Annotated in this window: 12 protein-coding genes; 9 read left to right on the plus strand and 3 right to left on the minus strand. The window is 35.3% G+C overall.

Going from position 1 to position 12501, the window contains the following annotated elements; genetic code table 11:
* Nucleotides 1–200 precede the first annotated feature (200 nt).
* Nucleotides 201–1151, plus strand: coding sequence for a tetratricopeptide repeat protein (locus tag AAFN75_RS10355; RefSeq protein ID WP_411806271.1), 951 nt, complete (start codon nucleotides 201–203; stop codon nucleotides 1149–1151).
* Between the two features lie 228 nt (nucleotides 1152–1379).
* A complete protein-coding gene (locus tag AAFN75_RS10360) occupies nucleotides 1380–2735 on the plus strand; it encodes a UDP-N-acetylmuramate--L-alanine ligase (protein ID WP_411806272.1) in 1356 nt (451 codons plus the stop codon).
* 124 nt (nucleotides 2736–2859) lie between these two features.
* Here the strand turns inward: AAFN75_RS10360 and AAFN75_RS10365 are convergent, their stop codons facing one another.
* Both AAFN75_RS10365 and AAFN75_RS10370 read right to left on the minus strand, forming a co-directional pair.
* On the minus strand, nucleotides 2860–3747 hold the full coding sequence (locus tag AAFN75_RS10365) for a dienelactone hydrolase family protein (protein ID WP_411806273.1): 888 nt from the start codon (nucleotides 3745–3747) through the stop codon (nucleotides 2860–2862).
* A gap of 36 nt (nucleotides 3748–3783) precedes the next feature.
* Nucleotides 3784–4377 (minus strand): FMN-binding negative transcriptional regulator, encoded by a 594-nt coding sequence (locus AAFN75_RS10370; RefSeq protein WP_411806274.1) that lies wholly within the window; start codon nucleotides 4375–4377, stop codon nucleotides 3784–3786.
* 98 nt (nucleotides 4378–4475) lie between these two features.
* Here AAFN75_RS10370 and radC point away from each other — a divergent pair, with 98 nt between their 5' ends.
* The 6 genes from radC to AAFN75_RS10400 all read left to right on the plus strand — a co-directional run bounded on the left by radC (nucleotide 4476) and on the right by AAFN75_RS10400 (nucleotide 10057).
* Nucleotides 4476–5174: a RadC family protein gene (gene radC / locus AAFN75_RS10375; protein WP_411806275.1), complete on the plus strand. Its 699-nt coding sequence runs from the start codon at nucleotides 4476–4478 to the stop codon at nucleotides 5172–5174.
* A gap of 64 nt (nucleotides 5175–5238) precedes the next feature.
* Nucleotides 5239–6540 carry a polysaccharide deacetylase family protein gene (locus AAFN75_RS10380; protein WP_411806276.1) on the plus strand — a complete coding sequence of 434 codons (1302 nt, stop codon included), beginning with the start codon at nucleotides 5239–5241 and terminating at the stop codon, nucleotides 6538–6540.
* Nucleotides 6530–7219 carry a YjjG family noncanonical pyrimidine nucleotidase gene (locus tag AAFN75_RS10385; RefSeq protein ID WP_411806277.1) on the plus strand — a complete coding sequence of 230 codons (690 nt, stop codon included), beginning with the start codon at nucleotides 6530–6532 and terminating at the stop codon, nucleotides 7217–7219. The genes AAFN75_RS10380 and AAFN75_RS10385 overlap by 11 nt, the downstream gene beginning before the upstream one ends.
* A 32-nt stretch (nucleotides 7220–7251) precedes the next feature.
* Nucleotides 7252–7809: a hypothetical protein gene (locus tag AAFN75_RS10390; protein WP_411806278.1), complete on the plus strand. Its 558-nt coding sequence runs from the start codon at nucleotides 7252–7254 to the stop codon at nucleotides 7807–7809.
* Nucleotides 7810–7811: 2 nt separating this feature from the next.
* Nucleotides 7812–9209: a DUF5723 family protein gene (locus AAFN75_RS10395; protein WP_411806279.1), complete on the plus strand. Its 1398-nt coding sequence runs from the start codon at nucleotides 7812–7814 to the stop codon at nucleotides 9207–9209.
* Nucleotides 9206–10057: a hypothetical protein gene (locus tag AAFN75_RS10400; RefSeq protein WP_411806280.1), complete on the plus strand. Its 852-nt coding sequence runs from the start codon at nucleotides 9206–9208 to the stop codon at nucleotides 10055–10057. Before AAFN75_RS10395 ends, AAFN75_RS10400 begins: the two co-directional genes overlap by 4 nt.
* A gap of 156 nt (nucleotides 10058–10213) precedes the next feature.
* Here the strand turns inward: AAFN75_RS10400 and AAFN75_RS10405 are convergent, their stop codons facing one another.
* Nucleotides 10214–11497 (minus strand): replication-associated recombination protein A, encoded by a 1284-nt coding sequence (locus tag AAFN75_RS10405; protein WP_411806281.1) that lies wholly within the window; start codon nucleotides 11495–11497, stop codon nucleotides 10214–10216.
* Between the two features lie 260 nt (nucleotides 11498–11757).
* Here AAFN75_RS10405 and AAFN75_RS10410 point away from each other — a divergent pair, with 260 nt between their 5' ends.
* Nucleotides 11758–12498, plus strand: a complete 741-nt coding sequence (locus AAFN75_RS10410; protein ID WP_411806282.1) for a rhomboid family intramembrane serine protease — start codon at nucleotides 11758–11760, stop codon at nucleotides 12496–12498.
* Nucleotides 12499–12501 lie beyond the last annotated feature (3 nt).

Raw genomic sequence — 12501 nt, forward strand, 5'->3', positions numbered from 1 at the left:
ATTTGTCTCTAATATATATTCAAATTCCGTTCCAAAACATACTAAATGAGTTATTGGATACGTTGAGTGAGTGAAGTTAATCATTTTGTAGGTAAAACAGTCATTGTGCTTTTTACTAATTCAATAAAAGTTTAAGATTATCATAAACCTGTGCAAACAAAAACTAGAAAGCTTATTTTTGTGTTTCTATTAAAATTATTATGAGAAAATTACTGTTTCTTTTAGTGCTTCCTATGGTGTGTTTCTCTCAAGGTAAACTTGAAGAAATCTCCAATTTTATCAAGGAAAAGCAGTTTGAAAAAGCAGAATATCAACTTAAAGAGTACCTCAAATCACATCCCGATAATTTAAATGCTACCGAGCTTTTGGGCGATGCCTATGGCCATCAAAAAAAGTGGGATCAGGCCATAGTCGAATACAAAAAACTGGTAGAGCTTGAACCCAAAACAGCCAATTATCATTACAAATACGGTGGTGTTTTAGGTATGAAAGCCTTACAGAATAAGCTAAAAGCCATAGGTTTAATTGGCGATATAAAAACCGCATTTACAACGGCGGCCGAATTGGATAAAAACCACATAGAAACCCGTTGGGCTTTAGTGGAACTGTATATGCAGCTACCCGGAATTTTTGGGGGCAGCAAGAGCAAATCTTTACACTATGCCCAAGAACTAGAAGATTTATCGAAGGTAGACGGTTACTTGGCAAAAGGCTATGTTTACGAGTATGATAACGAACCAGATTTAGCCGAAAAATATTATAAAATGGCCATTCAAACAGGTGGTTCGCTAACCTGTTTTAACAAGTTATCTACGCTTTACGAAAAGGAGAAACAACCCGAAAAAGCCATAAAAACTATAGAGGAAGCGCAGCAAAAACACCAGCGTAATGCCTTGCATTATCAAATAGGCAAGGTGGCTGCCGAGTATAATATCGAGCTTCAAAAAGGCGAGCAATGTTTACAAACTTATATCAAGAATTATTCCGAGTCCGATGGCGTTCCAAAAGCGTGGGCGCACTACCGTTTGGCACAAATAAACGTGCATAAAAACAACAAAGAAACGGCCTTAAAACAAATCGATATGGCTCTAGCTCAACTGCCAAAAAGTAAACCTTTTAAGGACGAAAAACAGAAAATTTTAAATTTATAATATTTGGGCATTACCACACCCTTCGTCTCCGCTCAGGGCAGGCGGTCGGGCTTTCACTACTCGCTCCCTCCTAAGGTCGGGGAGCTCAAACATGCCGTTCAATCCCTAACGCGAAAAACTTCCGTCTTCGGTGTTCGAGTTTACAACTTCAATTCATATATTTACTTCTTGATTTAATGCACGAATAAAGTGTTAGTCAAAATTGAAAAATACATTCCAAATAAAAAGATGAACGTACATTTTATAGCCATTGGCGGAGCAGCAATGCATAATTTAGCAATTGCTTTACATAACAAAGGATATCAAGTAACCGGAAGTGACGACACTATATTCGATCCGTCTAAATCTAGATTACAAGCCAAAGGCTTATTGCCCGATTCATTTGGTTGGTTTCCAGAAAAAATAACAGCCAATTTAGATGCTATAGTTTTAGGTATGCACGCAAAAGCCGATAATCCTGAGTTGCTAAAAGCTCAAGAATTAGGGCTTAAAATTTACAGCTACCCAGAGTTTTTGTACGAGCAATCCAAACATAAAACCCGTGTTGTTATTGGCGGAAGTCATGGTAAAACAACCATAACATCAATGATTTTACATGTTATGCATTATCATGATAAGGAAGTCGATTATATGGTTGGCGCGCAATTAGAAGGTTTCGATGTTATGGTAAAACTTACCGAACACAACGATTTTATAGTACTGGAAGGCGACGAGTATTTAAGTTCCCCAATAGACCGCCGACCAAAATTTCATTTATATAAACCCAATATTGCTTTGTTAAGCGGTATTGCTTGGGATCATATTAATGTATTTCCTACCTACGAAAACTACGTAGAGCAGTTTAGCATTTTTGTAGATTCTATTGTAAGTGGAGGAAGCATTAATTACAACGAAGAAGACCCAGAAGTAAAACGCGTTGTTGAAGCTAGCGAAAACACCATAAGAAAAATAGCCTACCAAACTCCCGAATATACTGTTGAAGACGGACAAACACTTCTAGAAACTCCCGAAGGCGAATTGCCAATAGAGGTTTTTGGTAAACACAATTTAAACAACCTTGCAGGAGCCAAATGGATTTGCCAGCATATGGGAATAGACGAGGACGATTTTTACGAAGCTATTTCTACATTTAAAGGTGCAAGTAAACGTCTAGAAAAAATAGCAGAAAGTAAAACCAGTGTAGCCTTTAAAGATTTTGCGCACTCACCAAGTAAGGTAGAAGCTACTACAAACGCGGTAAAAGAACAATATAAAAACCGTACTGTTGTGGCCTGTTTAGAATTACATACCTACAGCAGTTTAAATGCAGAATTTTTAAAAGAATATAAGGGTGCACTTGATTCTGCCGATGTTGCCGTTGTATTTTACTCACCACACGCTGTAGAAATTAAAAAACTAAAAGAAGTCACCCACGAGCAAATAGCCAGCGCCTTTGAGCGCGACGATTTAATTATTTACACCAACCCAGACGATTTTAAAGATTTCTTGTTTTCTCAAAACTTTGAGAATAAAGCACTGCTTTTAATGAGTTCTGGTAATTATGGTGGATTGGATTTTGATGCTGTTAAGGGGTTGGTTGGTTAAAAATTCCGTATTTGTTCGTTTAACAATCGATAAAGTTCCGTTTCAATGAACTTTATCGATTGTTAAACGAAGTTAGATGAAATTTTTTACAAAGTTAAGTTTTTAATAGTGATGAAAAGTAAAATTATTTCAACTTCTCCCTAAAAAAATCAATCGTTCTACTCCAAGATAAATCAGCAGCTTCCTTATCAAACCGAGGCGTTGTATTATTATGAAACCCATGATTTACATTAGGGTAAATATAAGAGCTGTACTCAATATTATTAGCTTTAAGCACTTCTTCAAAAGCAGGTAAGCCCGCATTAACTCGTGTATCTAATTCGCCATATTGTAAAAGTAAAGGAGCTTTAATTTTAGCAGCTTCTTCGGCTTCTGGTTGTCTGCCGTAATAAGGGACTGCAGCAGCTAATTCTGGTATTCTTACGGCCAACATATTTGCCATCCAGCCACCAAAACAAAAACCAACCACTCCAATTTTTTCATTACAATCTTTATGCGATTTAAGGTAGTTGTAAGCTTCAATAAAATCTTCAACCATTTCATTTCTATCCCGTTTTTTCTGCATGGCTCTACCATCGTCATCATTTCCTGGGTAGCCACCAAGCGGTGATAAAGCATCAGGCGCTAAACTAATAAAACCTGCTTTAGCTGTTCGCCTTCCAACATCTTCAATATAGGGGTTAAGACCTCGGTTTTCATGAATAACAATAACTGCAGGAAGCTTGTTTGTACTATTTTTAGGTTTAGAAAGTAGGCCTTTTATGCTGCCTCCGCCTTTTGGAGATTCGTAAGTAATATAATCTGAATCTAAAGTTGGGTCATCAGGCTTTACAAGTAAACTATCAGTATAATTGGGAGACATAAAACTTAATAATGATGCTACAGTAACACCGCCAACTGTATAAAGCGACAGTTTTTCAACAAATTGCCTTCTGTTAAGTTTGTTATGGGCGTAATCATCATAAAGGTCGAACACCTCTTGGTTGATATCTTCTTTTTTTAAGTCTTTCATAATGAGTTGTTTTAATGTTATGTAGGTTAAGGATTTTTAAAATATGTTATCTAAAAAAGCCTCAACACTTTCTTTGTTAGCTCTTACCAATTCCGCTCTAGCGTTATCAATATCTTCAGGCTTTTTATCTTGTGAGAGTTTAAATTTACCTTCCCAAGAATCAATAGAGATTTCAAACATTTCAATATAATTAAGATAGGCATTCATGCTTTTATTATCAGACTCTAAAACGTATTTATAGTCTGGTGCTTCAAGAAATTCGGTCATTGTAATTAACGACTGCTTTAAAGCGTCTTTACTTTCAATAGCTTTCACTTTGCCTTTTAAATGTACTTTAATGTAATTCCAGGTTGGTAATTGTTTGGTGCTATAAATACTTGGCGAGATATAGCATTGCGGACCCGAAAAAATAATAGTGATGTCGTTATTGTTTTTTAAACGTTCCGCTTGCGGGTTGTTAATATCAATATGGCCAATAAGTTTACCGCTTTCATTGTAAATTAAAGGCAGGTGTGTAATATATGGCACATTATCTTTAACCGAAATTAAGGTGGCTAAAGGGTAGGTTTTAATCACTTCAATAAGGTGATTAATAGTATTATCTTGATGTTGTTTTGGAGGATAGCTCAATGCTTTTGTTGTTTTGTTATGCCTTAAAAGAAAGGAATCTCATTATTTTTGTTAATAATTCTATTGCTTCTGAAATTTACAATATTTATCTTTAACGAATGCAAGAAAAATCATCGTCATTTTCAATTAAGAACTGGAGTCAGGACGATCAGCCGCGTGAAAAGTTATTATACAAAGGAAAGGCGGCTTTAAGTGATGCCGAACTTGTAGCCATTTTGATTGGTTCTGGTAACCGACAAGAAAGTGCTGTCGATTTATGTAAACGCATCCTTGGAAGCACCGATAATAATTTAAGTGCCTTGGGAAAACTATCCATTAAACAACTTACCGAATTTAAAGGAATAGGTGAAGCCAAAGCCATAACTATAATTGCTGCTTTAGAGTTAGGACGCCGAAGAAGAGGTGAAGAAGCCTTAGAAAAAAAGAAAATTACATCCAGCTCTTCGGTTTTTGAATTGATGCAACCTGTTATTGGTGAACTTCAGCATGAAGAATTCTGGATAATATATTTAAACAATTCCAATAAAGTAATTCGTAAAAACCAACTTAGTAAAGGCGGTATAACAGGCACTTTAGTAGATGTGCGCTTGGTGTTAAAAAATGCGTTAGAGGTAGGAGCGGTAGGCTTGATTTTAGCACACAACCATCCATCGGGCAGCTTAAAACCTAGTGAGGCCGATAAGCATATTACCAATAAGTTAAAAACAGCAGCACAAAGTTTAGATATTAAAGTTCTAGACCACCTAATTATAACAGAAAAAGCATACTTTAGTTTCGCCGATGAATCACTGTTATAAACAAAGACAGAAGACCGATGACAGCAGACCGCTTACTGAACACTGAACACTGCAAACTGAAATTATGTTATTAGTTTATACCCATAAAATATCGCCTCGCGTTAAATATGTTTTTAAGCATATTTGTACTCGAGTTTTAGGCATTGAAGTTAGTTTTACAACAAAAATTGAAACCTTTATTGCCCACGATAGCTTGAAAATGTCTTACACCAAACAGCAATTGGGTAACGAGTTTTATATTAAAAGTCACGATATTTTATTCGAGCAAGGGCTGAATGATATTGATATCCATATCCATACCTGGGAGAATACAAAATGCTTTTTCTACCTAGGGGAGAAGAGTAGTATTCCTTTTGATGTGTTTTCGGCTTCTTTTTATTTATTATCGAGATATGAAGAGTATTTGCCACATGTAAAAGATGAATACGGACGTTTTACAGCCACCGAAAGTTTAGCGTTTCAAGAAGGATTTTTGCATCAACCCGTAGTTGATATTTGGGCCTATAAATTTAGAGATGCCTTAAAAAAGCAGTTTCCAGATTTCGAATTTCCAACTCGAAGCTATCAAATAAAACCCGTTATAGATGTGCCCTCGGCGTATACTTATAAATTAAAGGGTATTATGAGAACATTGGGAGGCTCTCTTAAAGATTTAGCTAGGTTAAGACTTAAAAGCTTGTACACTAGATTTGCAGTAATTATGGGCTTTAAGCACGATCCTTTTGATACGTTTAAGTACTTAATAAACCGGCAAAAAAGCTCTTCGTTTTCCTTTCTTTTCTTTTTCTTGTTAGGCGATTACTCTACTTACGACAAAGGCATTAACCCAAACAAAAAACGATTTATATCGCTTATTAAACACGTTGGCGATTATTGCGATGTAGGACTAAAAATCTCCTATTTTGCTCTAGATGATGAAAGCCTTTTAAAGAAGGAAAAACTTAAAATGGAAGATATTTTAAACAGAAATTTAAAAGCATCTAGACAATCTTTTTCAAAACTTAATTTACCTGAGACCTATAGAAACCTTATTGCCTTAGAAATTAAGGAAGATTACACTATGGGTTATGTAAATCATTTAGGGTTTAGAGCGGGCTCTTGTACACCATTTTTGTTTTATGATTTAGATTACGAAGTACAAACACCTTTAAAAATTGTACCTTATCAACTTATGGATTTTACGCTGCTAAAGCAAAAATCTTTATTAGATAAAAAGAAGGTTTTAAACGAGCTTATTTATCAAATAAAACAAGTAGACGGTCAATTTGTTCCTATTTTTCATAATTATACGTTTAGCGATTATAAGCGGTGGGACGGGTTTAAAGAATTGTTTAATTTAATTTTAGATTCACCAAATGAAGCTTAAAGGAATAACAGATGTGTTTTTTGATTTAGACCATACACTTTGGGATTTTGACAAAAATTCGGCATTAACATTCGATAAAATTTTTAAAATCAATAACGTTAATATAGCGGTTGAAGATTTTTTGGAACATTACGAACCTATTAATTTAAACTATTGGAAACTGTACAGAGAAGAAAAAATACAAAAGGGCACTTTACGTTACGGGAGGTTAAACGACACGTTTAAAGCTGTTGGTTTTAAGGCTGATACTGCATTAATTGATAGGTTAGCGGACGATTATATAACGCATTTGTCAAGTTTTAATCATTTATTTGAAAACACCTTCGAAATATTAGACTATTTAAGTTTAAATTATACGCTACATATTATTACCAATGGATTTGATGAGGTTCAATATAAAAAATTGAGCCATTCCAAAATAAATCATTATTTTAAAACCATTACCAATTCGGAAATTGCAGGTGTAAAAAAACCTAACCCTAAAATATTTGATTATGCATTAAATCTAGCAAATACTAATGCTAGTAAAAGTGTAATGATAGGTGATAGTTTTGAGGCAGATATAATGGGCGCAAAAAACATAGGTATGGATGTCGTGTTTTTTGATGTCAATAATTTGGAGGTAGATAATAATATTAAACAAATAGATAATTTAATACAATTAAAAAAGTACCTATAATAGAATAGGTATTACTTCGTTTTATAAAAAGCATGGGGAGAAAAGTATTTAAAATATATAGTTTAGTACTTAGTTTAGCGGTTTGTTTGTGGTCTTGTGCGGAAGAGATCGATTTAAACCAAGCTGAAGAATTGGAGCTATCGCCAGTTATTGAAAATAGTTTGCTTTTTTTTGATGCTTTTGCAGGTGAGTTTTTCGAGGGAGGAACAGAGGTTAATGAGTCTTCTGATTTTATTGAAGTAGATATTTTTAAAAATAGTTTTAATAGAAGTCATCTTATTAAAGCAGAATTTGTATTCGAGGTTATAAACTCTATTGACAGAAGTTATGAGCTGCAAATAGATTTTTTGGATGATTTAGATCAATTGGTACACACCTTTTCTTTTGAAGCATCGGCATCACCAGATAATTCGGAGATTTACACAAAATATACAGAGGTTTTTGAAGGTAATGCCTTAAGAGCTTTAATGGTTACCGGAAAATTGAGTTTTACTATTACCATGCAACCTGGTGATGAGGTTAATGAAAATTCGCCTGGGCGAATAAATATGCAGTCTAAAAGCGTTTTTTATTTTATTATTAAAGACTAATTATGAAAGCAATTAGCCTGATATTAATACTTACAAGCGTTTTGTGTTTTAGCCAAAACAAACAGCTGTTGTATGGATTTTCAGAAATACCACAATCGCTTCTTTCTAACCCTGGAGGAAAAGTAACTAATACAGGCTATTTTGGAATTCCTTTTTTATCACATTTTCATGTAAATGGAGGTTCGTCTGGAGCAACGGTTTACGATTTGTTTGCTGCTGATGGTGTCGACTTTAGCACCAAATTTAGGCGGGTTGTTTATAATGCAAAACCAGGTGATTTTTTTACAGCCAATCAGCAATTGGAGTTGGTCTCAGGAGGGTTTGCTTTTGGCCCCAGTTACTATAAAAACCAATACTTAAGTTTTGGAGTGTATCAAGAATTCGATTTTATCACCTATTTCCCTAAAGACATTGCGGTTTTGGCCTTAGAAGGTAATCAAGCTAACATTGGGAGACGGTTTGATGTTAGTAGCGTTAGTGCCTCGGCTGAGGTAATTGCCGTGTGGCATGTAGGTTATAACAAAAAAGTAAATGATAAGTTTACCTACGGGGCAAGAGGTAAAATATATTCTAGTATAATTAACGCAACCTCAAATAAAAACGAAGGATACTTTACCACGGTTTTAGGAGAAAATAATTTTTATCAGCATATTTTTAATTTAGATACGGCTCTAAGAACTTCTGGTTATGCCTTAGATGGCGAAGATAATGCCTTTGAACCAAAAGATATTTTAACACGAACATTATTGGGAGGGAACTTAGGGCTAGGTTTCGACGTGGGGTTTACCTATAATTTAGATAAGCAATGGACTTTCGATGCAAGTTTACAAGATGTTGGTTTTATAAGACACAGCAAAGAAGTAGAAAACTACGAAGTTAAAGGCGAATTGATTTTTGAAGGTGTAGATCCTATTTTTTTCGACACAAATGAAGGAGATACTGCAGATGAATTTTATAGTGAAATTGAAGACGAGTTTGAAGATTTATTTGATACCAACGAAAATAGTGATGCTTATACCTCCTGGAGACCAATTAAATTTAATGCATCCTTAAATTATGCTTTTGGCAAAAAAAGATTAAAAGAGTGCAATTGTTTGGCAGGCGAACAACCTTATATGAACAGGGTAGGAGCGCAGTTATATGCTATAAAAAGACCTAAAAGTCCACAGTTAGCATTAACAGCATATTATTACCGAAGACTTTTTAAAGGCTTAAGAATGAAGGCCACTTATACCTTAGATTCATATTCATTTAATAATATTGGTTTGGGAGTATCGGCCCATTTAGGAGGTGCTAATTTTTATGTATTAGCTGATAATTTTTTACAATATCAAAACATTTACGATGCACAAAGTGTATCTTTACAATTAGGTTTTAACTATATATTTAATAATAAATGAAAATTAAATTTTTAACTTTTGCTATAACATGTCTTTTTGCAACAATTGTGTTTGCGCAGGCTAATATTAATAATTACAAATACGTTATTGTATCTAAAAAATATGATTTTTTAAAGGAAAAGGATCAATACCAACTTAACTCCTTAACCAAATTTTTATTTGAAAAATATGGTTTTGAAGCTGTTATGGAAGGCTCTGATTATCCTGAGGAATTGAATCAAAATAGGTGTTTAGCATTATTTTCGGATGTTACAAAAGAGCCAGGTATGTTTAAAACTAGGCTAGCTGTAGCGTTTAAGGATTGTAATGATAAATTAGTTTATACTTCTGAAATGGGAGAGAGCAGAGAAAAAGAATTTAAAACTGCCTATAATTTAGCGTTGCGTGATGCTTTTAAATCTATTGAAGCCTTAAATTACAAGTATGTGCCAAACGAAAACTGGGTTAGTAAAGCAACTCAACCACAGGTAAAGACTGAAACTACCGAGCAAATACAGCATTTAAAAAAGGAAATAGAGTTATTAAAACAAGAAAAAGAGGCTAAAGTGGCGGAAGTAAATATGCCAAAATCACTTGCTAAACCTAAAGTAGTGGCGCAAAAACCTGTTGAAGATGTCGCAGTAATACAAGGCGCATCGAACGTGTTATATGCTCAGGCTATTGATAATGGATTTCAGTTGGTTGATAGTTCACCAAAAGTAGTATACCGTATTAAAAGCACTAATTTAAAAGACGTGTATATAGTTGAGGGTAGTAGTGCTATTGTGTATAAAAAAGGTAACGATTGGGTTATCGAGTACTATGCTGGTGCTAGTTTAGAGCAAGAGACACTCAACATAAAATTCTAAAGTTTATTTTGAATACGCTGTTTGCGTTAGGGATTGAACGGTTTGTTTAAGCTCCCCGACCTAAGGAGGGAGCGAGTAGTGAAAGCCCGACCTTTTGCGATCCTGCTAGGTTTTTTTACCTGGCAGGTATGAGAAAAAGGTAAAGCCCTAAATATGTTAATAGTTGTATTTATCTTTCCAGCGTTTTTTTAAAAACTCTCGATGTGCGTTTTCGCGTGCATTATTTCCGGGGTCATAAAGTTTTTGGTTTTTAATTTCGGTTGGCAGAAATTCTTGTGGTGCAAAATTGTTTTCGTAATTGTGTGCGTATTTGTAATTGTCGCCATACCCAAGCTCTTTCATTAGTTTAGTAGGAGCGTTTCTAATTTCTATAGGCACGCTTAAATCGCCGGTTTGTTTAACCAATTGCTGAGCCATACCAATGGCCATGTAAGAGGCATTACTTTTTGGCGAACATGCCAAATAGGTGGCACACTGGCTTAAAATAATGCGGGCTTCTGGGTAGCCAATGGTCGTAACGGCCTGAAATGCGTTATTGGCAATTACAAGTGCCGTTGGGTTAGCGTTACCAATATCTTCGCTTGCCGAAATGAGTAAACGTCGTGCAATAAATTTTACATCTTCGCCACCTTCAATCATTCGTGCTAACCAATATACGGCGCCATTTGGGTCGCTGCCACGAATGGATTTTATAAACGCCGAAATAATATCGTAATGCTGTTCGCCCGTTTTGTCGTAGCGTACCGTGTTGTTTTGTATGTTATCTAAAACAGCTTCGTCGGTTATAACGATTTCTTCGCTACTAAATGAGTTTACTAAAAGCTCGAAAATATTTAGTAATTTTCTAGCATCTCCACCCGACAGCCTTAATAGGGCAGTGGTTTCCTTAAGGGTTATGTTTTTTTTAGAAATATGTACATCAGTTTCGATAGCGCGTTTTAAAAGCGTTTCTAAATCGGTTTTATCGAAAGCATTTAAAATGTAAACCTGACAGCGCGATAGCAGTGCCGATATAACCTCGAAACTCGGGTTTTCGGTAGTGGCACCAATCAGGGTAATCCATCCTTTTTCTACGGCTTGTAGAAGTGAGTCTTGTTGCGATTTGCTAAATCTGTGTATCTCGTCAATAAATAAAATGGGGTTTTTTGTGGTGAATAATCCGCCACTTTGTTTGGCCTTGTCAATAACCTCGCGAATATCTTTTACACCAGAATTTATGGCGCTTAGGGTGTAAAATGGTCGGCCAGATTCGCTAGCAATTATATTTGCCAAAGTTGTTTTTCCGGTCCCTGGAGGTCCCCAAAAAATCATCGAGGGAATTAAACCCTGCTTTATATGTTGCGATAATGCACCACCTTCGCCAACCAAATGGGCTTGACTTACGTAGTCTTTTAAGGTTTTTGGCCGCAAGCGTTCGGCTAAAGGAGCATTGTCGTTCATACTTACAAAATTAAAGTAAAATTTTCGTTTTATGCATTTACATGGCAATCGAAATGGTTTTCTTTTTGTTTTGGGCGTGTACCCTGAAGAAAAATCGGGGGTCGGGCTTGAGTTTATCCTGAGCGGAGTGGAAGGGTTACAAGTCCTCGCACCTCCTGCGTTGGGCTGTGGTCTTTCTTCTGCAATCCCTCACGTGGGTGCTCAACTGCCAATTTAGCACGAAACCTAAAGTTGGATAACTATTTGCTAAATTTATGGTAATGAAAAATAAAGAACATTTTCAATTCTCTACCGGTGTTATAGCATATCCTGTGTTTTTTGTACTAGCCATTTGGCTTGTATTTTGGTTCGAAGTACGTTTTGGATATAATTTTAGTAAATACGGGGTATATCCACAAACTTTAAAAGGGTTAAGAGGCGTTTTGCTGAGTCCTTTTATTCATGGCGACATCAAACACATATACCATAATACGGTTCCTTTATTTGTCTTATCTACAGCTTTGTTTTATTTCTATAGGCATATTGCTTGGAAAGTTCTTTTCTGGGGTGTATTATTATCGGGTTTTCTTACGTGGTGCATAGGTAGACCATCGTACCATATTGGTGCTAGCGGACTTATTTACGTTTTAGTCAGTTTTACTTTTTTTAAAGGTGTATTTGCTAAGCATTACCGCTTAATAGCTTTGTCGTTACTCGTTATATTTTTATACGGAAGTATGATTTGGTATACCTTACCTATCGAACAAGGTATATCTTGGGAAGGGCACATGGCAGGTTTAATTACAGGCTTATTATTTGCTTTTATTTTTAGAAAAGAAATTGCAAAACCTAAAAAGTACATTTGGGAACAAGAACATTATAATGAAGAAGACGATCCTTTTTTACAACATTTCGATGAAAATGGAAATTTTATAGAATCTGTTGAGCCCGAAATAGAGGTAGAGGAGGAGCAACTTCATATAAATTACCACTTTAAAAAAGAAAACCCTGAAAATGAATAATAG

The sequence above is a fragment of the Algibacter sp. AS12 genome (genome assembly GCF_046736315.1).
Lineage (GTDB): Bacteria > Bacteroidota > Bacteroidia > Flavobacteriales > Flavobacteriaceae > Algibacter_B > Algibacter_B amylolyticus.